The 23,242-nt window shown below is 45.1% G+C and carries 26 protein-coding genes and 1 tRNA gene; 12 read left to right on the top strand and 15 right to left on the bottom strand.

Going from position 1 to position 23,242, the window contains the following annotated elements:
- Positions 1 to 22: 22 nt before the first annotated feature.
- From B9G69_RS03415 to B9G69_RS03390, 6 genes are all read left to right on the top strand, one after another.
- On the top strand, positions 23 to 607 hold the full coding sequence (locus B9G69_RS03415) for a LemA family protein (RefSeq protein WP_088617295.1): 585 nt from the start codon (positions 23 to 25) through the stop codon (positions 605 to 607).
- Entirely contained in the window at positions 607 to 1,341 is a 735-nt protein-coding gene (locus tag B9G69_RS03410) for a TPM domain-containing protein (protein ID WP_265437950.1), read from the top strand. The genes B9G69_RS03415 and B9G69_RS03410 overlap by 1 nt, the downstream gene beginning before the upstream one ends.
- A gap of 39 nt (positions 1,342 to 1,380) precedes the next feature.
- A complete protein-coding gene (locus B9G69_RS03405; RefSeq protein ID WP_088616908.1) occupies positions 1,381 to 2,022 on the top strand; it encodes a TPM domain-containing protein in 642 nt (213 codons plus the stop codon).
- Positions 2,023 to 2,106: 84 nt separating this feature from the next.
- Positions 2,107 to 3,666, top strand: a complete 1,560-nt coding sequence (locus B9G69_RS03400; RefSeq protein WP_088616909.1) for an HAL/PAL/TAL family ammonia-lyase — start codon at positions 2,107 to 2,109, stop codon at positions 3,664 to 3,666.
- On the top strand, positions 3,666 to 5,360 hold the full coding sequence (locus B9G69_RS03395) for a class I adenylate-forming enzyme family protein (protein ID WP_088616910.1): 1,695 nt from the start codon (positions 3,666 to 3,668) through the stop codon (positions 5,358 to 5,360). Before B9G69_RS03400 ends, B9G69_RS03395 begins: the two co-directional genes overlap by 1 nt.
- A gap of 15 nt (positions 5,361 to 5,375) precedes the next feature.
- The gene (locus B9G69_RS03390) at positions 5,376 to 5,840 is read left to right on the top strand and encodes a hypothetical protein (protein ID WP_088616911.1); all 465 of its coding nucleotides are present in this window, start codon (positions 5,376 to 5,378) and stop codon (positions 5,838 to 5,840) included.
- Here B9G69_RS03390 and B9G69_RS03385 read toward each other — a convergent pair.
- Together B9G69_RS03385 and B9G69_RS03380 are read right to left on the bottom strand one after the other, a co-directional pair.
- On the bottom strand, positions 5,837 to 6,280 hold the full coding sequence (locus tag B9G69_RS03385; RefSeq protein WP_088616912.1) for a hypothetical protein: 444 nt from the start codon (positions 6,278 to 6,280) through the stop codon (positions 5,837 to 5,839). The two genes, B9G69_RS03390 and B9G69_RS03385, sit on opposite strands and share 4 nt — an antisense overlap.
- Entirely contained in the window at positions 6,264 to 7,421 is a 1,158-nt protein-coding gene (locus B9G69_RS03380; RefSeq protein ID WP_176401013.1) for a beta-ketoacyl synthase N-terminal-like domain-containing protein, read from the bottom strand. Before B9G69_RS03380 ends, B9G69_RS03385 begins: the two co-directional genes overlap by 17 nt.
- A 30-nt stretch (positions 7,422 to 7,451) precedes the next feature.
- Here B9G69_RS03380 and B9G69_RS03375 point away from each other — a divergent pair, with 30 nt between their 5' ends.
- Positions 7,452 to 7,835, top strand: coding sequence for a hypothetical protein (locus B9G69_RS03375; protein WP_176401014.1), 384 nt, complete (start codon positions 7,452 to 7,454; stop codon positions 7,833 to 7,835).
- Here the strand turns inward: B9G69_RS03375 and B9G69_RS03370 are convergent.
- From B9G69_RS03370 to B9G69_RS03340, 7 genes are all read right to left on the bottom strand, one after another.
- The gene (locus tag B9G69_RS03370) at positions 7,810 to 8,073 is read right to left on the bottom strand and encodes a phosphopantetheine-binding protein (RefSeq protein ID WP_088616915.1); all 264 of its coding nucleotides are present in this window, start codon (positions 8,071 to 8,073) and stop codon (positions 7,810 to 7,812) included. The genes B9G69_RS03375 and B9G69_RS03370 overlap by 26 nt on opposite strands.
- A gap of 17 nt (positions 8,074 to 8,090) precedes the next feature.
- On the bottom strand, positions 8,091 to 9,308 hold the full coding sequence (locus tag B9G69_RS03365; RefSeq protein WP_265437949.1) for a beta-ketoacyl-[acyl-carrier-protein] synthase family protein: 1,218 nt from the start codon (positions 9,306 to 9,308) through the stop codon (positions 8,091 to 8,093).
- Between the two features lie 72 nt (positions 9,309 to 9,380).
- Positions 9,381 to 10,460, bottom strand: a complete 1,080-nt coding sequence (locus tag B9G69_RS03360) for a methyltransferase (protein ID WP_088616927.1) — start codon at positions 10,458 to 10,460, stop codon at positions 9,381 to 9,383.
- A complete protein-coding gene (locus tag B9G69_RS03355) occupies positions 10,426 to 11,103 on the bottom strand; it encodes a polysaccharide deacetylase family protein (protein ID WP_088616928.1) in 678 nt (225 codons plus the stop codon). Before B9G69_RS03355 ends, B9G69_RS03360 begins: the two co-directional genes overlap by 35 nt.
- The gene (locus B9G69_RS03350) at positions 11,104 to 11,622 is read right to left on the bottom strand and encodes a beta-ketoacyl synthase chain length factor (RefSeq protein ID WP_088616929.1); all 519 of its coding nucleotides are present in this window, start codon (positions 11,620 to 11,622) and stop codon (positions 11,104 to 11,106) included.
- Positions 11,619 to 12,785 (bottom strand): beta-ketoacyl-[acyl-carrier-protein] synthase family protein, encoded by a 1,167-nt coding sequence (locus B9G69_RS03345; RefSeq protein WP_088616930.1) that lies wholly within the window; start codon positions 12,783 to 12,785, stop codon positions 11,619 to 11,621. Before B9G69_RS03345 ends, B9G69_RS03350 begins: the two co-directional genes overlap by 4 nt.
- 2 nt (positions 12,786 to 12,787) lie before the next feature.
- Positions 12,788 to 13,063 carry an acyl carrier protein gene (locus B9G69_RS03340; RefSeq protein WP_141096985.1) on the bottom strand — a complete coding sequence of 92 codons (276 nt, stop codon included), beginning with the start codon at positions 13,061 to 13,063 and terminating at the stop codon, positions 12,788 to 12,790.
- 52 nt (positions 13,064 to 13,115) lie between these two features.
- Between B9G69_RS03340 and B9G69_RS03335 the strand changes: the two genes are divergently transcribed.
- Genes B9G69_RS03335 through B9G69_RS03325 form a run of 3 tightly spaced genes read left to right on the top strand, consistent with a single transcriptional unit; the run spans position 13,116 to position 16,479 of the window.
- The gene (locus B9G69_RS03335; protein ID WP_176401017.1) at positions 13,116 to 13,742 is read left to right on the top strand and encodes a LolA family protein; all 627 of its coding nucleotides are present in this window, start codon (positions 13,116 to 13,118) and stop codon (positions 13,740 to 13,742) included.
- Positions 13,730 to 15,925, top strand: coding sequence for an MMPL family transporter (locus B9G69_RS03330; protein WP_088616933.1), 2,196 nt, complete (start codon positions 13,730 to 13,732; stop codon positions 15,923 to 15,925). The genes B9G69_RS03335 and B9G69_RS03330 overlap by 13 nt, the downstream gene beginning before the upstream one ends.
- Positions 15,922 to 16,479, top strand: coding sequence for a hypothetical protein (locus B9G69_RS03325; protein ID WP_088616934.1), 558 nt, complete (start codon positions 15,922 to 15,924; stop codon positions 16,477 to 16,479). The genes B9G69_RS03330 and B9G69_RS03325 overlap by 4 nt, the downstream gene beginning before the upstream one ends.
- On the opposite strand, the gene fabG is transcribed toward B9G69_RS03325, so the two are convergent.
- Positions 16,454 to 17,170: a 3-oxoacyl-ACP reductase FabG gene (gene fabG, locus B9G69_RS03320; RefSeq protein WP_088616935.1), complete on the bottom strand. Its 717-nt coding sequence runs from the start codon at positions 17,168 to 17,170 to the stop codon at positions 16,454 to 16,456. The two genes, B9G69_RS03325 and fabG, sit on opposite strands and share 26 nt — an antisense overlap.
- A gap of 30 nt (positions 17,171 to 17,200) precedes the next feature.
- Here fabG and B9G69_RS03315 point away from each other — a divergent pair, with 30 nt between their 5' ends.
- Positions 17,201 to 17,986 carry a lysophospholipid acyltransferase family protein gene (locus B9G69_RS03315; RefSeq protein WP_088616936.1) on the top strand — a complete coding sequence of 262 codons (786 nt, stop codon included), beginning with the start codon at positions 17,201 to 17,203 and terminating at the stop codon, positions 17,984 to 17,986.
- Between the two features lies 1 nt (position 17,987).
- Positions 17,988 to 19,940: a DUF2062 domain-containing protein gene (locus tag B9G69_RS03310; RefSeq protein ID WP_088616937.1), complete on the top strand. Its 1,953-nt coding sequence runs from the start codon at positions 17,988 to 17,990 to the stop codon at positions 19,938 to 19,940.
- On the opposite strand, the gene B9G69_RS03305 is transcribed toward B9G69_RS03310, so the two are convergent.
- From B9G69_RS03305 to B9G69_RS03285, 5 genes are all read right to left on the bottom strand, one after another.
- Entirely contained in the window at positions 19,937 to 20,644 is a 708-nt protein-coding gene (locus tag B9G69_RS03305; protein WP_088616938.1) for a DUF4097 family beta strand repeat-containing protein, read from the bottom strand. The two genes, B9G69_RS03310 and B9G69_RS03305, sit on opposite strands and share 4 nt — an antisense overlap.
- 52 nt (positions 20,645 to 20,696) lie before the next feature.
- On the bottom strand, positions 20,697 to 21,179 hold the full coding sequence (locus B9G69_RS03300; protein WP_088616939.1) for a hypothetical protein: 483 nt from the start codon (positions 21,177 to 21,179) through the stop codon (positions 20,697 to 20,699).
- Positions 21,180 to 21,265: 86 nt separating this feature from the next.
- Positions 21,266 to 21,342: transfer RNA gene (locus B9G69_RS03295), tRNA-Arg, on the bottom strand.
- Between the two features lie 114 nt (positions 21,343 to 21,456).
- The gene (locus B9G69_RS03290) at positions 21,457 to 22,227 is read right to left on the bottom strand and encodes a hypothetical protein (protein ID WP_088616940.1); all 771 of its coding nucleotides are present in this window, start codon (positions 22,225 to 22,227) and stop codon (positions 21,457 to 21,459) included.
- Between the two features lie 130 nt (positions 22,228 to 22,357).
- Positions 22,358 to 23,242: a pirin family protein gene (locus B9G69_RS03285; protein WP_088616941.1), complete on the bottom strand. Its 885-nt coding sequence runs from the start codon at positions 23,240 to 23,242 to the stop codon at positions 22,358 to 22,360.

The following is a 23,242-nucleotide window of genomic DNA, read 5'->3' as shown; positions in this document are numbered from 1 at the left end:
GGAGGTTTTTCCAATGAAACGTATGTCTAAAGTAGTTCTGATGGCCCTTGTATTGCCTTTTTTAGCCGGTTGCGGAATTCAAAGCATTCCTCAATCAAAAAATGCGACTGAAGCGTCGCTTGCAGAAGTATCAAATCAATACAAACGTCGAGCTGACTTGATTCCCAATCTTGTGAACGTTGTGAAAGGTTATGCAAAACACGAGGAAACAACTTTGACTCAAGTGGTGGAGGCGCGTGCTAAAGCGACTTCAATGCAAATCGATCCATCGAAAGTCACACCCCAACAATTGGCTGAGTACCAGAAAGCGCAAAGCGGTCTTTCACAAGCTTTGGGTCGATTGATGGTAGTAACTGAAAATTATCCGAATCTTAAAGCGGACCAAAATTTCCGCGATCTTCAAGCACAACTTGAAGGTACTGAAAATCGTATTACGATTGCTCGTCAACGTTATATCGAATCGATCAACCAATTTAACAACTTGGTGACTGTTCCGCCAACAAGCTGGACAAACTCGGTCATGTACCATTTCGAAAAAATGCCTCAATGGGATATGGGCGCTGAAGAGAAAGCAACGGCAGAGAAAGCGCCAGAAGTTAAATTCTAATGCGATTTATTTCTTTGCTCTTGCTTCCCATACTACTTGTCGCGGGTCTTCAGGCCCGCGCAGAGTTTAAGGTTCCTGCCTTAGAGGGACCGGTGATGGATCAAGTCGGAGTTATCCCGCGCTCCATGCGACAGGATTTGACGCAGCTGTTGTTTGATTTTAACAAACGCGGCAAAGCACAGATCCAAATTCTTATCGTCAATTCTTTGGAAGGCGAGCCGATCGAGCAAGCATCCATCAAGATCACAGATCAGTGGAAGTTGGGCGACGCTAAAAAAGACAATGGAGTGTTGTTTTTGATAGCGATCCAAGACCGTCGTATGCGTATTGAAGTCGGGCAAGGCCTTGAGGGAGCAATTCCCGATGTCTATGCGAAGCGGATCATCGCTGACGTTGTAACTCCGTACTTCCGTAAGCAGCGTTTTGCTGACGGAATCTATGCGGGTGTTGGTCAGATCATGACCTTGGCAGACAAAGAGTTCGCCGACGAACAGGGAATATCTACGGCCGATCGTTCCGACGATAAGGGTGGTGGTATTCCCATTGGCGTTATCATCCTTCTCCTGATCATCATTTCCATCCTAGGTCGTTTTGGTGGCGGTCGCGGCCGTTACTTACGAGGTGGCGGCTTTGGTGGTGGCACCTTCGGTGGTGGTGGCTGGGGAGGCGGCGGCGGCGGTTGGTCCGGCGGTGGCGGTGGTTTCAGCGGTGGTGGCTCATCCGGTTCTTGGTAGTGCGCATGCTAGCGCGCAGATGTGTGGAGAATTTTCCGAATGGCATGGATTAATAAATATCTTTCTGAAAAAGAAATCACTGAGATCTCAACGGTCGTGCAGGACGTTGAAGAGCATACTGACGGTGAAATCGTTCCCGTGATCGTAAAAAGTTCTTCGTCCGTTGGTCACGTTCCGATGACATTGACATTGCTCCTGCTTTTGATTTTGGTTATTGCAGAGCTGCCATTTGCGGATTTGCTATGGGTCACACCCTGGGTTTATATTTGGCCCTTCCTAGTACTGGGAATTTACTATGCGTCATTTGGCTTGGCAAAACTGCCTTTTATTCAAAAGATTTTTGTTCCAGAGCGCGACGAGGTTGATCAGGTTCACCAACGGGCCCAACTGGAGTTTTTCCTGAATAAAATCCATCGCACGAATCATGGCACTGGGATTTTGATATTCGTTTCGGTGATGGAGCGCAAAGCCGTTATTTTAGCAGACGAAGGCATCAATGGTAAGCTTCCACCGGAAACGTGGAATAAAGTCTTAAGTCAGCTGGGTGAGCATTTGAATAAGGGTCAATGGGCTGCGGGGCTCACAGAGGCGATCAAGTCCTGTGGTAAGCATTTGGGGGAGCATTTCCCGCATACCGACGGTGGACACAATCAGCTAAAAAATCACCTGGTGATTCGTTAAAAAAACTGATCAGCCGTGTCAGTAAAAAACGGTGCAACCCCTCAGAACCCCGAGCTATAGTTTTCGTTTGCGGGGTTTTTGGGAATGGCAAAGAATTTGGTGCTGCAAGGGCATCTTACAGTTAAAGACTTATCCGATTTCGTTTTTCAACGCGAACTTTTCAATGAAGTTTCAGTCGACGAAAATTTGCAAAAGAAAATTGAATATTCGTTTAAGTCTTTGAAGTCTTGGATCGACAAAGGCACTCCCATTTACGGCGTGACCACGGGCTTTGGCGACAATGCTACTAGTTATGTTGAGCCAGATCATGCCGATCAATTGCAAAAAAATCTAATCAACTATCTGAGCTGCGGACAAGGTCGCACGATTCCCACTGAAGCTTCGCGGGCGATGTTTTTGGTTCGTTTGAATTCTTTGGCTCAAGGGGTCTCCGCTGTCAGTCCTGAGCTGATTGCAAGAATGTGCCTGCTTTTAGAAAATGATATCTTGCCCGTGGTTCCTTGCGAAGGTTCTTTAGGAGCGAGCGGGGATCTGGTGCCTCTGGCGTACCTTGGACAAACAGTTCAAGGCCTTGGCGAGGTCTTTTATAAAGGCGAAAAAAAATCGGCTGCAGATGTTTTAAAAAAACTCAATATCACTCCTTACAAATTAAAACCTAAAGAAGGCCTTGCGATCGTAAATGGAACTTCCACGATGGCAGGCATGGTGCTTTATAACTTAAAGCTGACGGACTTTGTTGTTGAGCTGTGTGAAGTCGCGGCTGCTTGGCAGTGCTTGCTGCTGGGCGGGCGCAAGGAAGCATTTGGGGCATTTATTAACGAAGTGGCCAAGACCAATCCAGGCCAAGGCGAAAGTGCAAAAAATATCCGCGTGCTATTAGATGCGGAAAATTACAATCCCGCTCGAGGCCAAGAGGTCTCTGTTGTAAAAAATAAAACCTCCGAGTTCGTTCAAGATCCATACTCCATGCGCTGTGTCCCGCAAATTCTGGGGCCTATAAGGGAAAATCTAAAACATTCCTGGTCAAGTCTTGAACATGAAATCAACTCCGTCACAGACAACCCTGTGGTAAATTTCGAGGGTGGCCTGGAAATGGGAGGTAACTTTTATGGCGGTTATTTGTGCCAGGCTATGGATTTTGTAAAAATCAATTTGGCGCATATCGCGGATTTGGCGGATCGCCAGTTGTTGATGCTGGTCAGTGAGAAATTCAACCGCGGTTTGCCAGCGAATTTGATTGATATCAAATCAATTCCGCAAGGAGAGCAACATATGCATCACGGATTGAAGGGGCTCCATCAGACCGTTGGTGCGATCACCAGCGAAGTGATTCAGCGCTCAATTCCTAGTGGTATTTTCTCGCGCTCCTCGGAGTCTCATAACCAGGACAAGGTTTCCTTAGGTATGAGCGCTTCGATGACCTGCTTGGATATGCTGGAAGGTGTTTATAAGATTTTAGCAATGCAGTTGGTGTGCTTAGCTCAGGCTTTAGATTTGAAAGACGTTCAACTGCAGGGTGAACAATCTCAGAAAGTTTATCACATGGTTCGCTCCCAAGTGGCTTTCGTGAATTACGATCGCAGCCTTGGACAAGAAATATTTAATCTCACGCAAGAGATGCAACGACAGGCCTTGAGGAATTAATGGTTCATTTGTGGCGCGGAACCCATCATAAAGAATTACCGAAGCTTCTAAAAAAGTATTGGGAGGCCGGTGAATTGCTTATTCTGGTGCCTCCTTACCATCGGGACTTTCAGTTCTTGCAAATCTTTTCCGAATACGAGTTGCACGGAGATTGGCCGGAGGATCTAAAAAAAGCGGCTCAGCAAAATCCACGGGAGCTTAAGTCCTCCGAAAAAAGTATTCTTGAGAAAGCTGTTTTGGGAGTGTTCACCTCTGGCACGACATCCGGGGTGAATCGCCTTGTGTTTTACTCTCAAGAAAATGTGGTTTCTTCCCTTAATGCCATTCGCGAACTGTATAACGTTAACCGCATCCAAAAGATCTTTTCCTATCCACAACCCACGCACACGTTTGGACTGGTTTTAGGCTATATGCAGGCAGTTTTGCATAATGTGGAAATTATCTTTGCAGAAGGTGGTTACTCGCGCGCCACTCACGAGTCGTGGATGGAGTGCGTCGATGCAAACACTTTAACCTTAGGTACGCCGACTCATTTCATTGATCTGATCCAATTCATAAAAAAGCAAAGCCTGACCCCGAAAGCATCTTACACTTCCATTGTCGGTGGAGCGATGGCGACTAAGGAACTATGGGAACAGATGCGTTCGATTTTAAAGATAGAACAGCCGAGTGTGGGTTACGGAGCAACGGAGGCTTCACCGGGCGTAACTCATTTACCGCCGGGAATTCCACCTCAAGAGGATGGTGACATCGGTTACGCACTTTCAGGTGTCAAAGTGAAAGTGCAAGAGGACGGCGTTTACTTTGAAGGTTCCAATGCCTGCGCGGGGATTTTTGAAAACGGTGAACTTAAACACTCCGAGAAAATTCTTCTAAAAGATTCTTTAAAACAAGAGGTGGCCCATGGAAAGGTGCGCTTTACATTTACGGGACGTACGGATCTAGTCGTCAATCGTGGGGGCCTGAAACTTGCCATGGAAGTTTTAGAGGGAAAAATCTCCTCTCATTTTTCCTGTAAATGCATGGCCGTGAATTTGTATGATGAACGCTTAGGAGAAGATATAGGTTTCATTGTACAAATGTCGCCAGTGGATTCTGAAAAGGTGAAAGCAGAAATTTCTGAGCTGGTGTTTAAGGCGGTGGGAATTAAGCCCTCATCACAAAACATCGTATTTGCAGATATTCCATTGAACAGCAATTTTAAGTTCGATCGTGTGGAAGGTATTAAAGAAGTCCTTCGTCATCGCAAATGGGGCGCAACGATGCCCGTTGAATATATGAAATATCTTTTGCCTCACAAAGGGGGCGCTGTTTGGATTGATCACGTTTCGGATTTTAAAAAAGGTCAGGGCGTGGGCACGGTGACTTTGAAATCCCATGGACGTTATTTATCTGGCGGTAAGGTACGTGAAAGTTCCTGTATTGAATGGATCGCGCAGACCTACGGCTTTAGCGTTCTTGCCAATGATATTTTAGGAATCGAACCCGCCTATAGGGGCAAAGTCACTTTCATCGCAGAAGTCAAAAATGCTCAATTTGATTTCGCTGATTCTGATCATAACCTGGGGGAAAGTCTTCGTATTGAGACTACATGCACTCATGATTTTGGTCCTTTGAAAGTGGTCCAAGGGAAAGTGTTTAATGGCAAAAAGCTTCTTGCTCAGGTTGGCCTCAAATTATATTGTGGTCAGTAAACAGCGAGGTGTTACTTGAATCTCATTAAAATTTTGATTGCAATATGTGTGACTCTGTCTTTTTCTTGGGCTCATGCAGATGATGAATTTCCGAAAACATCCACGCGCGTTCCCGTGGAGACGGGGAAATACATCACAGGCGGCGTTTTGACATCTGCTGTGGGATTTGGTATTGGTCACGGTATTCAGGGGCGTTACGCTGAAAAGGGTTGGATTTTCACTGCAACCGAGACAGCTGGTTTGGCCATGGTTGTCGCGGGCGCTGCGAGTTGTGATGATGAAGTTCAAGCCAATGGTTCAAAAAAGTGGAAGTGTGACAACGACGGTTTGATTCTTGCCGGCTTCGGTGTTTGGATTGGTTTCCACGTTTGGGAAATCGTGGACGCGTGGACGGGTGCAACTCCCGTCGATAGCGACGTAAAAGCCTTCTTCATTCCCAATCCAAAGGCTCCAGGTCTGGGCTTGGCATATAGCTTCTAATACGCTGCGAATTCAACTTCGCGACGGCCGTCAGAAAGTTGAGCAGGGCTGGCAAAAACCCACGCGGTTTTTCCAGCCTTTTTCATTTCTTGAGCTTCTTGTTTAGCGAACTCAATAGTTCTATCCCCTTTGTTCAGACAATAAACTTTACCATTGAATCCCAGCATCTGAAAAATAACGGAGGCGCAAATATTTGGTAAAGTGAACACGAACTTTGCAGGACTTGAAGCTCCGGTCGAAACGAAATCGAAGTCGGCCAGATTCGACGCCTCAGGCAACGCCAGAAAAATGACGTCAGGCCGGGGTTCATCTTTTAAAAGTTCCCATTGAAAGAGGGCTTCGCACAAAGCATATCCGACTTCATCAAGCTGGTACCAGCGATCGACCTTCGAGCTCCAGGCCGGTTCAGTGGTTCTTTGTAAATCAACGGCGAGCTTCATTGATCATCTCCTCTGAGCTAATAGAACATGCGGCGTGTATTCCACCAAAGCCAAGGGACGTGACTAGGATCTGTCGGAATTTGCGATACTGTTCGACATCGCTACTCGCCGTTAGATAATTTCCTTGAAATCCATTTTCCTTGTTTTGCGTGTTTTGAATACGAAAAGCTTTCTGAGTCTTTAAAATTTCACAGGCGGCAATGACATCAATCAGACCGCTGGCACCCAAGGTATGTCCAATGCACCACTTGGTATTGGTGATGGGAGTGTTCAGTTGATTGAGAGGTGTCAGAAATCTGCTAAGCGCTTGCTCTTCCGCCGAGTCGTTAAATTTTGTTCCAGTGCCGTGAGCGATGACTAGGTCAGGATGAAGAGGCGATTGTGAATTTACTTTTTCGATCGCTCTCAAAAGTCCCACTCCATTCAATGAGGGACGAGTGATCGAGGAACCTTCCGTGTCGCTTGCGACTCCAGTGATTTGTAAGTCCTGAGGCGACTTGCGATCCCGAGACACCAGCAGCAGGGCCATAGCTTCGCCTAATTGCAGGCCCTCGCGATCGCCCGAAAAGGGCCGATTGCCAGATGGTGAGATGACTTTCAATGATTGAAAGCCTTTGTAAATAAAAGGGCCGATCAAATCCCCGGCAATAATTAAAGCATATTCCGCTCGCTGTGCTGCGAACAGGTCTTGGGCGTACTCCAATGCAACATGGCTTGAGGCACAGGCGTTGCTTACGTTGCAGTGAAACGTCCATTCGATTTCACCCACAGATTCAGTGAAGTCCTGGCATATCTCCGTAAACGGATCTGCATGAGTACGAATGTTTTCGCTCGTTGCGCTCCAGATGAAATCTTCGATAAATCCTTTGGTCGACGCAAAAATCAAAGCGACGCGACTTTTAGAAAGATCACTATAGGCCTCTTTAGAAAGACCCTCTAACAACGGCAGTCCTAATTGTTTAAAGGAATTTACAAAGATATTTTTATAGGTCTGATTTTTTTCAGGTTTTTGTTCTAGATAACAAACACGGCCCCCGGACTCCACAGGAAGGGAGCAGTCTTTTCCAGAATGCAGGGCAGACATCAGGACGCGTGTCCCAAATCCCGCTGCGGTGGTGCAAGAATAATTTTGGATGTACACAGGGATTCCTCCGGGTGTATTTTCTCACCTATGATTGATTTGGCCAAGGAACTTTCAGGAACTTACAAGATTCGCTCAAAAAGCACTGATGCGATGGAAGTGGAAATTCAGCCTTCGCCTTCTTGGTCCTATTTCGCGGGACATTTCCCACAACTCCCTATTTTACCAGCCGTTGCGATGATCGATATCAGTCAGTACTTTATTCAGGATCTGGAGCAGTCAAAAAATCTGCTAAGTAACATCTCAAATTTTAGAATCAAAAATCCTGTGGCGCCAGGTGATAAAGTCTTATTGAAAATTCAAAAAGAAATCAAAGATCAGGCCGGCACCCTTGCCGCGACCTTCAATGTAAATTGGATCGGCGAGGGTGACAAAGCTTTGGCGGAGATTAATTTACAGTTTCAGCCACTGTAAGTTCACTGACCAGTTGATAGATATCACCTAAATTTTTGATTTTCATAAAGTCCACATTCTGTGGGTTCTTTCCCGTTTCTTGCTCAAGCAAGATGAACATATCTACGAAATCTAAGCTGTCCAACTGTAAGTCATCTTTAAGATGTGCTGTCGGAATTAAGGCGTCTTTCGGTACTTCGAATTTTTCGTGAAGGATATTATTTACGATGTTTACGACTTCAGTGTTGTAATGGCTCACTGCTCACTCCGTGCTGTTTAAATTTTCTTAATAACAAAACTTGTATTGATGCCACCGAAAGCAAAGTTATTGCTTAAAGCGATATCAGCATTCACTTTGCGGTTTTCCTGCAAGTGTAGGACCGTGGCGCATTCAGGAGCAACCTCTTCCAAGTTGCGAGTTCCAATCAAAATTCCTTCTCTCATCATCTGCATGCTGGCTATCAACTCGCCAACACCGCAAGCGGCCATTGAGTGACCAAAGTGGCCTTTCAATGAGCTGACCGGAACTTGTGTGCCAAAAAGATTTCCTATAGCGATGGCCTCCGCGGCGTCACCTTGCATGGTGCCTGTCGCATGGGCGCTGACATACTCGACGTCGTCTTTTGTAATTCCAGATCGTTCTAAGGCAGCTGTCATTACGTGGTGCATTTGAACTTCATTGCTTTGGCTCATATGGGAACTTTCACAGCGATAAGCTCCGCCTAAAAATTCTGCCAAAGGCTTGGCACCGCGCCTTGCAACACTTCTCTCGCTTTCAAGGATCACAATCGAAGCGCCTTCAGAAACAATCAGCCCGTCCCGTTTTTTATCAAAAGGCCGGGGTGTGGCAGAGGGTGAATCGTGATAACCGCGCGAAGCTGCATAGACAGAATCAAAAACGGCCACACTCAAATAGTGCAGTTCATCCGCTCCGCCACAGATAGCGATATCATAAAGTCCGGCTTTGATGAGCTCCCAACCCAAGATCACCGCTTGGGCTGAAGTGGCACAGGCACTGCTTGGTGAAATCACAGCACCATTAAATCCTAAAGCCACAGCAACATTCGAAGCTACAGAGTGATTCATGACTTTAAAGAAAGCCGTGCCAGATTGACCTTGCACGCCCTTGTTTTCAGAGATTTTTTGAAAGTATTCTTCTAGGCCGATGGGGCTGCCAGTTGTAGATCCCACAGACAGAAGCGATTTTGAAAAATCCATTTCTTGAACGTTCAAGCCAGCTTCAGTCAAAGCTTGTTGAGTTGCGAGCGCCGTCATCTCGGACATCGGTGACATGGTTCTGCGTACGGTGCGGGGAAGAGTGCGGTTGTCATAGGGAAGTGCGGGAGCTGCAAGTCTGCAGTTCAACCCATTTAAGTTATCCCACGCAGGAATCGGACGTACGGCACTTTTTCCTTCAAGTAAGGAACTGAACATTTCTTTTGTACTGTTGCCCAGAGAGGAAATAACTCCTGTGCCGGTAACGTAGACCTTCAATCAAAACTCCAAAAATCGAATGAAAAATAATCGTATTATAACGACTTTAGATAAACAACATAACTTCGCGCGTTACGCTGGTACGCATTTGAGGATCGTGTGATTGAGGCGAATGAAAGGATGTTCCTCTACGATTTTCAGCTCTGCCTTTGCGATCAATTTATAAAATTCTTCACTGCGATACATACGGCTGTTTCCGTTGGCCATTGCTGTAAAGTACAAGGAAGTCATATCTAGGCAAAAGCGAGCCGTGTTGAATTTCTGATTATCGGTGAAGGTTTCCATGATGTACAGGCTGCCGTTAGGGCCTAAAGCCTTTCGAGCTTTGCTTAGAAGCATCACAACCTCCTCATCAGAAAAGCAGCTTAAAAGCTGGCTCATCCAGATTGTGTCATGGCCCTGTGGAAGTTCTTGATCGTGCTTTAACAAATTGGTGACGTGATAATGCACGCGATCAGCAACGTTATTGTTGGATGCATTCACCTTAGCCATTTCAATTTGCCCAGGATGATCCGCGATCGTCACGTTGACAGCACTATCATATTGCGTGCAAGCCACAGCGAATTTGCCGGTATTACCGCCCACATCTAAAATCTTCTTGGGCTTATCTTTAAATACGATCGGGAGTGCGCGCGGAAAACTATCGCTGCTAAAGAAGTGGTCAAACTCAAACCAGCTCTGTTGAACTTTCCGTGGCAAGCTTGAAAGCCCCTCATAAACAGTGGCCCAGTTCCCAAAAACTTTCAAACCAGCGGGTGTGTTGGTTTCAAGAGATTCTTTCAAATTAAAGAGACCTTGATAGCACACGTCCTGGGAAAAATTCATGTTCACCCGTGTGATGGCGTCGTTTTCCAAAAAAATACCAGTTTGAGTGATCGTCCAAGTTTTATTATTTTCATTCAAGATACCGCAGCTTTCACCGGCATCTAAAAGAACATTCAAGCTGTAACGGCTTAAATTCATTTTTTTCAACATGTCTTCGGAAGTCATGCCTTGCAGGTTTTCGCACAGCAGATTTAGAACGCCAAGGTCTCGCAAGCACAAAGCGGTTTGAAAAACGAACGGTGCCATGGCGATAAATTGCGCCATAAATTTGGCATCTTGAGGCAGTAATTCCTTAGCTGCGGGCGTCGTTGCTGGAGTGACTTGCATACAAAACCTCTTCTTGCAAAACCGAGTCGGACAAACAAGCACAACGATATCCCTGGGTTTGGGTTTCTTGCAAATACTTGCGCAGGGTTTTCAAAAATAATTCTTGGTGTTCGGTTTTTTGTCGGTCATGTAGCAAAATGATGTCACCACTTCGAAGCGTCTTAAGACTTGCGAGTGCTTTTTCCTCCGTGAAGGCATGGGTTGTGTCAAAAAAGCGATGGCTCCAAAGTACAAGGGGACATTGCAATTGTTCAGCCGCAGTTATCAGCGGAGGTGTCAAAATACCAGCAGGCGGGCGAAAGGCTTTTTGAGGTTGCTTGGATTGATGATTTAAATCCGCTAAAGAGTTTTCGATCCAGTTTTTTACCTGAGCTGTTCCCTTAAAATAGTTTCGGTAGGCATGATCCAAGGAATGACTAAATAAGCCGTGTCCCTCTTGGACTATCCTTTTTAAAATGTCGGGATGCTTGCGGGCTTCGTCACCGATGACAAAGAAATTGGCTTTCGCATTCATTTCCTTCAGAAGGTCTAAAACTTGTGGCGTGAGATCTTCGGTAGGCCCATCATCAAAGGTCAGGTAGATCTCATTCTTGGCAGAATGAATTTTTCTGACGATGACAGGACTTTTTCGGAAAAAAAACATCTACGTCCTTGCAAACAAATAACTAGTCGCTTGATTTAAGTGTTCTCCTAAAAAAGGGAACTTTTCCAGATAGTGTCCTGTGAGCTCTTCGGGAACGCAATCGACAATCGAAATAAGGACGTAGGGTGTCAGAGTAAGAAGATGTCTTCCTGCTTCGTGCGCGGATTTGACCGTTTCGCTGTCGCAGCTAATAGTCATACCGGGGCCGGTCATTCCCAGCTGGATGCTAGCAAAACCTAATGTTGAATTATGCAGACTGTTTTGGAAAAGGATCGGACGTGGTGTCTGAGTTTCATAGTAAGTATTTAAAAACTCAAGTGTGGAACTGACTTCACCAAAATGAGTTGCCACGACAAAGGATACTTGGTCTTTGGAAATCCCCGCTGGCAGCTGTTGTAACACCTTTTCCGCAGTTAAAGTCGTCAAAGCCATGTTTAAGGTCGCTCGACGATACGATGGATCCAGTGAGTCCATGCTAATGTCACGTGTACGTAAACTGCTTTCCGCAATCAACTTCATGACTGAGCCTCCGCCGAAAATACGACAGAAGCATTGATGCCCCCAAAGCCCAAGCTGTTTTTCAAAAAGTGACGGTAAGTTTGTGAAAGGGTTTCCTTCAGAACTTCCAAATTAATATTTTCGTCGACATTCTCGCAATGCGCAGTGGGAAGAATAACTTGTTCTTTCATTGCCATTAAACCCAAAACAGATTCCAAGGCGCCCGATGCGCCTAGAGTGTGTCCGTGACTGGATTTTGTGGAAGTAACAAAAGGGCGATGCGGGAAAATTTTATGAATTGCTTTTGCTTCTGCTAAGTCATTGGCGGGCGAACCCGTCCCGTGAGAGTAAATCCACTTAATTTCATCGGCAGAAACCTTTGAGTTATCTAACGCCATTTCGATGGCTCGCTGGGAACCCAATCCCTCAGGATGAGGAGAGGTCGCGTGGTAAGCATCCGTGCTAAGACCAATTCCTGTTATGAAGCCCCAGGGATTTTCCAGGCGGAGCGTCGACTCCTCAAGGCACATGAAAGCGCTGCCTTCACCCAGATTAATTCCGGTACGAGCTTTGTCGAAAGGTCTCGCACTGTCTTTAGAGAGCAGTCGCAAAGAACCAAAACCTATACGAGTCAGGTCGCTTTGAATTTCGGTGGCGCCTACAATGCAACGTTTGACCTTCCCGGTGCGAATCCACAACGTGGCCATTGTAATGGCCTGTAAAGAAGCCGTGCACGATGAGGTGATGAGTGAAACCGGCCCGTTAATGCCAAAAAACTTTGCCAATTTCAAAGCGGGTGTGCCAAGAGATTGGTTCGCAACACTCGATTTAATTTTTTCAAGGTCATAGCCCGATGTTTTATAAAAAGGAAGATGCTTTTCCCACTGGTCTATTTGAGAGGTGGTGGAGGCAAAGATAAAACCGGTTTCGTGAAGCTCTGTTGGGCTCCAGCCAGCTTCTTTCAAAGCTGCCTTTAAGCTATGAACGTTTAAGAGAGAGCAGCGGCTGTCACGGAACTCTTCGGGGCAGTCTGTGGAAATTTGTTGCCATTGATTTTCTGAGAGCACTGCCAAACCAGATTCAAGAATTGCCGATGAGCCCTGACGAATCGAGGCAAAGATTTCCTCTTTGGTAACTCCATTCGCACAAGCTGCTCCTAATCCGACAACCTTGATGGATTTCATGATTAGTTGCTTTTTTTGCTTTCAATAAACTCGACGATGGATCCAATGTTGCGGAAGTGTTGTGCATAAGATTCTGATTCGTTCAACTTAATGCCGAAGCTTGTTTCAAAGTTTACGATCAGTTCCAAAATATCAATGGAATCAAGATTCAAACCACCTTGAGTGATTGCCGTTGATTCATTCACGCCCGATCTGTCGATGTGCTTCAAATTAAGCGTTGTAAAGATGATATCGATGACCTTGGAAGTTAATTCATTTCGAACTTGTTCTTTTTCCATGAGCGAGATGATATATCAAATTACTTCCATTTCAACTCGTTTGGAGTGTTTTATGAGAGTCCACCGTCAATTTCTGATTTTTTTAGTTTTCTTTGTCGTAGCTCAGTCTGCGCTTGCCGCATTGCAAGGCGAGGCTCCGTCGAAGGACATGAAGCTTGCGGAGTTTAAGAAGCTCACCGGTCAGTTTAAACAATCTAAAATTTTGAAAGAGCTGGATGTGGAAATTAAGACGGAGGGGCGCTTCCAAGTTTTGCGTCCGACGCCAGAAAAGTCCGTGTTTCATTGGAATATTACAAAGCCTAAACCATCAAATATCTGCATCGACGGGGTCGGGATCGTTGTTGATTCGGGCATGCCTCCTCAACGTAAGAACTTGAAGTTTTCCGAAGTCGGTAAGGAGGCAGGCGATCAGATCGCAAGCCTTTTGAAAATCATCACAATGAATCAGAATCGCATCACAGAAGAGTTCGTCGTTCAAAAGCAAGGTGCGCAGTATTTGCTGACACCGAAAAATCTGGAAAAGGCCTTTTTTGAAACAGCGACATTGGATATTAACAAAGACGGGTTAGTAAAAAATGTCCTGATCAAAGAAAAATCAAAAGATGAAATTCGCATCGAGTTCTTGGATATGAAGACTCAGGTCGCTGCTGTTTTGAAAGATGAAAAATGCGATCGATAAAATTGTTTTCAGCCGCAATCGCAATGATGACGGCATTGTTTGTATCTTCGGCCTCTGCAAAGATTGACGATTCGGTCGATATCTTTTTTCCCGAAAGTCTTAAATATCTGCAGTATTCGCAAACAGAGTTTCCGGTTTTTTGGTGGAACTTCATTGTTATCAACCCGGTTAACGGAAAAGCTGATTTCGAGAAAGCGAATCTGCTTTGTTCCGATCTGAAAGAGTACCAAGGTAAAAGCGTTAAAAGATTGATCTGTGGTGATGACCTTGGTGGTTTTATTGGCACCCTCGAAGATTGGGCCAAGGATCTGGTCTTGCGCGAAAATTTTAACGCCTCCGTCAATTCACCAGCGCAATATATGGACTCATTGCAAGGAGCCCTTTCGGAGTTAAGCTTTATCAGTTCAGATAAAAAAGAATTTTTTAATTTAAAGCGCGTCGATCCGACCGATCAGTGGCAAGTCTATTTACAGAAAAGCCAAGCAATGACTCCTGCAGCCTTTCTTAGAGAGCAAGGATTTCTTCTAGAGCCGCAGTCTCAGCGCTTAGTTATTCCGCTGCAGTTCGCCGTTCAACCGAAGATGTCGAATGTTCAAGACCTGATGGATGAACTTAAAAAATATGAGGATGTTCATTTGGTCGGTGCTCACGGAGCATCTTATTCCAATGAAAAGCAAGTTCACGAAGACATGGAAATCGTTTCCTGGGTGGGCATTGCAGTGTTAGTGGGCTTTATTGCTTTCCTGGTAGTGAAGGGACGGATCGGCGCTTTACTGTTGTTCCCACCCGTTGCCATCGCCATGTTTTTGGCGGGATGGGTGACGGAATTATTTTATGGTAGCATCCACGGACTAACCTTGGCTTTTGGTTCGGGTATCGTAGGCTTGGCCGTTGATTATGGTTTGCATGGGGCTTTCAATCAGGAATCAAAACAAACATGGAAGTCAAACCTTGTGGGATTTCTTACGACCTTGGTTGGATTGGGAATTCTTGCATTTAGTGGCATTCCGCTGATCCGTCAGATGATGGTCTTTGGAACACTGGGTATTTTCTTTGGTTTCGTTATTTTCTTTTTGTTATGCAAATATCTGCCGAGATATTTCACGCTCAAGCCGATTTCTTGGTATTTCCCAGAATTTAAATATAGCGGAGTGGTCATTTTTTTAATGATCGCTCTTGGCGTGGTGGGTTCTTTCAATGTTGATTTAAGTTTTGATCTTCGTAGGTTCAACTATCAATTAGCAGGAGATCAGGAAGCGACGAACTGGTTTTTCTCGCAAGGGGCTCAGCGCGAAACGTATTTGTTGCTGCATGACCAAAAAGATCTTAATACGAAAACAATCGAGGAGCAGCTCTGGAGCCAGGCAAATAAAATTTCGTATGTTGGTCTTGGTGAGTATTTGCCAAGTCTTGAAACTCAGCACGCGAATATTCAGTCTTGGAACAGTTCAGGCTGCGAATATCTGCGAAAGAACTTATCTGGCAACGAAGCCAAAGTTTTTGCGCCATTTGTGGCAAATACCTGTGCGAATCACAAGCCCTTGCAGTTCCAGGATCTAGCTAGCAAAGATTATCTCAATCATTTGGTTGGTCAGGGACAGTTTATATCTGTATTTTTTGGCGAAACACCCGCGCAAAAACAATTGATCAAAGAAAAATTTCCGGAAGCGCACTCGTTGGTGGAGTCGATTAAAGGATTTTCCGACTCTTTAGAGGGTGATCTGAAATGGATGATTCCTGCAGCACTGATATTGTCGACAATAGTTTTGTTGATTTATTATCGCAATTTTTATTGGGTGATCGCAGCGTATATCCCCTTTATGAGCGGACTGGGCTTATTCTACATCGCCAATTTTTTTAAAGGCGGCAGTTTGGATTTAATATCTGTCTTGGGACTGTTGATGGTTTTTGGATTCAGTATTGATTACGGAGTTTTCGTTACGGATTTTTACGCTTTTAAACAGCCCGAGGAAGAATTCGATATCATCCAATCAGTACTGGGATTGGCTGCTTTGACGAACGTGATCGGCTTTTTCCCCATGGTCTTTGCAAAGCATCCAATTTTGCATCAGTTAGGATTTGCGCTGTTTTTTGGAACCGTGGGAACTTATCTAGGAACTCGCTGGGGACTGGTAAAATTCTTACGGCTTGAAAAGAAACTTATGAAAGGTTCCAAGTCATGAAAAAGATCTGTCTGCACGGGACATGCATTCTGGTTGTGATGTTGTTGTCTGCTTGCGCCGGTAAACAAGTGGTTCCCGAAGAGCAGGGAAACTTGTTGTTTCCAGATGGTCGTTATTCTCAAGATGTTGAAGTTGAAGTGACAGCGACTAAGCCCGTTCAGAATTTTGATTTTAGCTGTATTGTGCAGAAACGACCGAAAGAGATGCTGTTCTATGGATACAACTCTTTCGGCATTTCTCTTTTCAAAATCAAAGAAGTTCAAGGCCAGCCCATAGAATCAGAAAGCTCGATTGAGCAGATAAAACAGCATAAAGATTTCTTTATTAAGATTTTCAGATTGGTCAAAACCATCGTTAATCTGCGCAAAGACGATCCGCGCAGAAAAGGCGACGAAATTCTGTTGGAACAAGACGGGATTTCTGCTCACGTGACTTTTTCAGGATATGACGACCTGGGGGTCCCTTTGAATATGACAGTGCAGACCAAGGGACAATACCAAGTTCAGATTAAAACGACGTCTTATAAATTTATGACGGAAAAAGACCGCCGTTAACGCTGATTGTGTGGCCGTTTACGTATGTGGCATCTTTCGAGCACAAAAACGAAACCACTCCCGCCACTTCCTCGGGATTGCCAAAACGTCCCAATGGAATTTGCTTCTTAATCATTTCTAAATGAGGAATAGTGCTGATCATCTCCGTTTCGATAAGACCGGGAGCGACACCGTTCACGCGAATTCCTCGCGGGCCCAACTCTGCTGCCATGGTTTTTGTCATCGCGATCAATCCTGCCTTACTGGCCGAATAGTTCACTTGTCCGGCATTGCCAGTTTGTCCTGCCAATGAAGAAATATTAACGATGCAACCTGCGCGCTTCAGCAGCAACTTCTTAGCGCAGATTTTTGAGACGTAAAAAGGGCCAAAGAGATTTGTCTTTACGACTTTTTCAAAGGCGTCGTTCGACATCAACGCAGCCATTCCGTCAATGTGCATCCCCGCGTTGTTCACCAAAGTATGAACGTCGACATCTTTCAAGGCGCTTTCCACCTGCTGAGGATCTGCCATATCGAATTGTAACAAGCTGCTTTCTGGAGAATGCTTTTGTACTTCTGCCAAAGTCTCCTCGGCGCCTTTCAAGTTGGAATTGTAGTGGACACGAAGATTAAATCCGTCCTGAGCCAAACGAATTGCGATGGCGCGACCAATTCCTGAAGAAGCTCCGGTGACAAGTGCAATTTTTGACATCTCAAGAAATCCTATGCTAGGGTGATTTTTATGCCGAACAATGTCAGTTATAGATTTCACCGAATATTCTGGTCAATTTATTTTGCCCTGACGATTGGCGTGATTGGCGTTGTGTTTGGTTATATCTTAACCTTTGCATTGTACTTGACGGCATTCCTATTAACGCCATGGCAGTGGGCTTCGGATCGTGTTCGGTACTTGGGCGAATACGTGCAATGTTTGGCGATTCGCTTTCTATTAAAAATTCAACCGTGGCTTCGTTGCGATACCAATCTCCATGACATCATCGGATTTTATGACCGCTATAAAACTCGAAAAATTGTTTTCGTCGCGAATCACCGTTCAAACTTAGATACTTTTTTGTTGATCTCCTACATTCCGGGCCTGCGTGGACTTGCGAAGCGCTCGTTGTTTTATAATATCTTGTTTGCACCTTTCATGATGGTGGCGGGATTTATCCCGGTCGAAAAGGGCAGTCCGAATTCTTTGATGGAGGGATTGAAAATGATGCGAGATCGTATTTTACTACGCAATCGCTCGGTTTTAATTTTTCCTGAAACGACTCGTTGTGAAAAAGGCTTTCCCTCTGTGAATAAATTCGGATCTGCTTTTTTCTCGTTGGCGATCGAAAGCAAAGCTCTGGTTGTCCCACTTTCAATTCACGGCACAGACCAAGTGATGGGCCGCGGAGATCTCTTTATTCATCCCTTCCAGCCCGTCAAAATTAAACTTTTGCCGGCTGTGGATGCCTCTCAGTACCAAGATGCTGTTCATTTACGTGACAGTGTCTGGGGCCAGGTAAAGGCGGCTTTGTAATATGGTTTGTCGTTTTGTTATTGGTATTCCAGTTTATAATAACCCCAACACAGTTGTCGGCGTTATAGAGCGTTGCTTGGCGGAGTCGACTTATCCGATTTTGGTGATTGACGATGGGTCGGATATCGCTGTCGAGCGTTTGTTCAAAGATAAACATCCTGACAGTCATCCACGTGTCAGTTTCGTACGACACGAAAGAAATGAAGGTAAGGGCGTCGCTTTGCAGACAGGATTCAAAGAATCTCTGCGCAGAGGCTTTTCCCATTTTATTGCAATTGATGCCGACGATCAGCACGATCCCAAAGACATGCCCGCAATGGTCCAAGCAGCTTTGCAAAGTCCTTGGGCTTTGATTGTCGGCGACCGTGATATGCAGGTCGAACACGTCCCGGGTTCTAGCACCTTCGGTAAAAAGTTTTCGAATTTCTGGGTTCGTTATCAAACAGATGTGGGCGTCGCTGATTCCCAAAGTGGCTATCGCATTTACCCGTTGTTTTTTTTGCAGAACATGAAATTTTTCTGCACTAAATACGATTTTGAAATAGAAGTTCTGACTCGTTTGATTTGGCGAAACGTGGAGATAAAGAACGTCAGAATTTCAGTAAAGTACTTTCCCCCTGAAAAGCGGGTCAGCCACTTTCATAAAATCAAAGACAATATCCGCATTGGCATCTTAAATACGGTATTAACCATTGCTGCAATGATGCGCGAACAAACTTCGCCATTTAAAAGCTCATTGGCCTTTGCAGTCGGGGTGTTTGTGGGGGTGACGCCTCTTTATGGTTTGCACACTCCTATCGCGGGGTTGTTCAGTTTTATTTTTAGATTGAACTTTGTGTACATGTGGATCGGAACTAATATTTCCATCCCACCATTTATTCCATTTTTAGTTCTTGGCTCTAAAAAAATCGGGGAGTCGATCCTGGGTCATCACGAAAACACAGCTCTTGGTTTTTTCACTGAGTGGGGATTGGGTTCGGTGGTGCTAGGACTTGGTTTAGGTATTATCGCATTTATCGCGATGTATATGCTTAAGACCGTTGGAAGGAAAAAGGCCGATGCCAAAGGTTGGAGTGGTAAAAATAAAAATGCCACTGGCATCATGATCATGCGTTTGATGTTGAAGGCCTTGGGGCTTCGATTTGCTTATTTCTTTCTGAATTTTGTTGTTTTTTATTATTACTTGTTCGCACGTAAAACGCGTCTTTATTTTAACGAATACTGGAAGGTCGTTCGTCCTGATTTTAATTGGTTCCAACGTCAAAGAAAAATCTATGCTCAGCTGATGGTTTTCGCCCAAACTTTAGTGGACCGGGCCGTCCAACGGGAAAGCAAGGAATTGGTCTTTGGTTACGAGTTGGACGACAGTGTTCAGTCTTTTGTTCAGAATGTGGAAAAAAGCCCAAAGGGCCTGGTTGCCGTCGCAAGTCACGTCGGCGGTTGGGAACTAGCGATGACGTTCTTTGCAGGACTTCCTTCCGAGAAAAAGATGCTGGCTGTGATGCACGGAATTCCTGGGCAATACGCGCACCAGTCCTCACAAAGCAGCAAAGCGGAAGTGGTCTTTTTTAACCTTTCTGAAAACACGATCTTGAAAATTAAAGATCATCTGAATGAAGGTCATTTCGTCGGAATGATGGGGGACCGCCCGGTCAGTCGTAGTTTGGATTTGCGTTTGTTTTTTGGAAAGCTTGCAGCCTTTGATACCACGCCCATGCGTGTGGCTTTAGCAAGTCAGGCCGAGATTTATTTCGTATTTGCGTTTAAAACCAAAGATATGAAGTACAAGGTTTTCACGTTTAAAGCGGATTCTGTCAGCCATTTGCCACGCGAAGAGCAAGTCGGGAACCTATTAACTCAGTACGTGGCACGCCTGGAAGAAGTGATCAATCAATACCCTGAACAGTGGTTTAATTTCTTTAACTTCTTCTCAGACGCTCCAAAAATTCGTTAGTAAGATTTTACTTTCAAATCCCCTGAGCCGGCTTTGGCTTCAACAGAGAACTTTGCATCTTTGTTGCTGCCAAACTCATTTTCCATTTTTCCGGTGGCAGCCATGATTTTCGCATTAATTTGGCTGCCTTTAGGCAAAAGCAACGTCGAGTGGCCGCTCGCATTCTTAAACTTCGCTTCGCCTTTTTCTGGAAGGGAAGAATACATAAGGCTGATGTTGCCGCTGCCAGTTTTTACTTTCGAACTTCCCGTAATACCTTTGACTTCAATGTTTCCGGCGCCGGTTTTACCTTTAACTTCGGTAAAGTTTCCGTCAGCCATTATCGAGCCTGCGCCCATTTTGAAATCAAGCTCGCCCTGTGTACCTTTGGTCGTGATTTTACCGGTTCCCACTTCAAGATCTAGGGCTACCAGTTTAGGAACTTTGATATCTAGATTAACGACACAGTCCGCTTTACCTTTGCGATTCACTTCGACCTCGATAGAGGATCGCGATCTCTCTGATTCGACTTGGCATTTGTCAGGCATGGAGTTTTTAGTAACGGTGACGGAAGCCTTGGCTCCCTCCACAGCTGTGATGGTCACTTCTCCGTTGTAGTTTTCTACAGACAGTTTTTTGATGCCGTTGGTGTCAAATTCTTGAGTGTCTGCTGCCATTGCGGCAGAGGATGTTAAGAGTGTTGCGATAAGTATCGTTTTATACATGAGGCCTCCTTGTGAAGACTTCAATCTGTCACAAGGATGACATATTCGTGACTTACTTCTTCTTAATTTTAAACTCGATCTGACGTTTGATCGATTTACCCAAGTTGTCGCGATTCACTGTGAACGTCAGCACCCATTCGTTCTTATCTGACTTATCCAGAGTAATTTCTTGGGATTCCTCACTCCAGTTCGAAGTGTTTTTAGTTTTGCTAGTCGTCAATGTTTCTTTATCGTCTTCAACTTCATATTTGTCGGCTGACGAAAGCCAAATATCATTTGTTACGATAGAGTCGTCTTCGGCTTTAAACACAAAACCTACAGAAGAGCCTTTAGCTTTCGAATTTGCTGAGGGATTCGCCGCACCGATTGTCACAGATTTCAATTTGCAATCGAGTTGAAACGTTTGACCTGCACAGCTCGTAATAGAGTACTGGCCATAATCACTTTTGAAAGGTGAAGGAGGAATTTTGCCCTCATCGGCATGTGCGCTAACACAGACGGCAGATAAAACAAGAACGGACAAAAATGTTTTCATCTTAGACTCCTTCGCTTTTCACTCTCCGGCATCGCCGGTATGGGGCCTGTGATTTGTTTTGGAACTTTGACGCTATAGATAGAAAGTGGTGCGGCTGGAGAGATTCGAACTCCCGACCCCCTGGTTCGAAGCCAGGTGCTCTATCCAGCTGAACTACAGCCGCACATCCACCGCAAGACTACCCATGATGCCCAATATAAATCAAATGATACCGTAATGCGCCGCCGCGTCTTACGCCAAAAAAAGCCCCCGCTTTCGCAGGGGCTTTGGTTTAATCTTAGTTGGTGTCATTGCAAGAGAAGTTAATGATGTCCAAAGCTTCTTTCAGTCTTGCGCGAAGATCTTCCATGTCCGCAACTTGAGAGTACATGTCTGGAGGACAGCTCTTCTCGATCAGTGTAATTCCAAAATAGAATACTTTTGCACCTGCCTTGGCGGGTAGACACATGCCCTCGCTGTGAAGTTCCGGGTTTAATTCTGCCATTTTATTATTCAGCGCTGCAACTAGAGTCGCTTCATCACACGTCGTGCTGTAGCCTTCAGAGCTTTTCATGAAATTATAGGCGGGCTTCGTGATCGCGCCTCCGCCATTTGATTTATTCGTTTTTAAAGTAGAGGAGTCAGGTTTTAAACCCTTATCTGATTTAACTGCGTTCAGAATCTTCCTGCACTGTGGGATCTTGGAACACTCTTTGTCTGTCAACAAAGTGTTCGGCGCTTTCCAGAGCTGAGTGATGATCAAGTCTTGTTCAACCGTACCGAATGAAGCAAAACCAAAATAAGGATTGGATAGAATCCCATTTTTGAATTCGAAATATTGGCGAAAGGTAATAGCTTGTCCAGGATCTTCAGCGTCAAAATACTCAATGTAGCCTGTACCGTCAGCTTTACCATTCGGACAAGAGCCCGACCATAAGATATCAGTTCTTGGAATTCCATTCTTAGTTTCATCAAAAAACTGACAGCCATTCTTTGTTCTTACGGAACGAACGGCAGCGTGCGCGAATGAGCTTGTTAACAGCAACAAAGCAATGAATGCATATTTCATAGATTCTCCGTTTGAAAATAGTAAATGAGGGCTTGTTTTAACATAGCCCCTGCAGAATGTTTTCATTACTAAATCTCAAGGAGAACTAATTGGAAAACTATTTACTAGTGTCAGGATCCTGACATTCTCACTAAGTTTCGGGTAAAGGAATGATATCTGGTTCGCCGGGAACCTGAGGGAATGAAAGGCTTGCCCAGCGGGATTTCGCGACCTCGATCTTTTCTTTAGAGGACGAAACGAAGTTCCAATAAATATGACGAGGCTCTGGGAAAGGGGTGCCTCCCAAAACGATAAATTGGCAATCCTCCTCAGCGAATACATGCAGGGCCGACCCTTGATTCAGAACTACAAAATCATCGGGAGGGATTACTTTCTCGCCGACCTTCAAGCTGCCTTTTAAGATGTAAAACGCCAGTTCATCGCCTTGGGGATCAAAATAAAATTCCTTACCGGATTTCAAATGAACATCCATAAAGAATAACTTCGAAAACACTTCGACAGGGGAGGCGTGACCTAAAGCCGATCCAGCAATCAAAATCACATCAGCATCTTTCACTTTAAAGCGCGGGATGTCTGATTTCGCATGATGAGTGAAGCTTGGTTTGCGGTCCTCTTGGTCCAAAGGCAGTGCCACCCAAAATTGCAACAAGTGCAAGCGATGAGGAATATCCTTAAGATCTGCCGGCGTCGTTTCCGAGTGAGAAATCCCATCTCCCGCCGTCATCCAATTCACGTCGCCCGGATTTAAGAGTTGTTTGTTCCCGAGGCTATCATGATGAAGTACTTGGCCCTCTAATAAATAACTCAAAGTGGATAGTCCAATGTGCGGATGAGGACGCACGTGAATACCCTGTTGCGGACCGAAGTCTGTTGCTGGAAAATAATCGAAAAAGATAAAGGGTCCGACCATGCGCTTCTTAGCGTAAGGAATCATACGATGCACTTCAGAGCCGCCACCCAATGAAAGTAAACGCGGAGGGATCTCCATTAGAATGCTGTTTTCAGTGACGCTCAT

Origin of the sequence: Bdellovibrio sp. SKB1291214 (assembly GCF_002209355.2) — a bacterium.
Taxonomy (GTDB): Bacteria; Bdellovibrionota; Bdellovibrionia; order Bdellovibrionales; family Bdellovibrionaceae; genus Bdellovibrio.
Note: the sequence above shows the minus strand (reverse complement) of the source record. Positions and strands in the feature narration are given on the sequence as shown.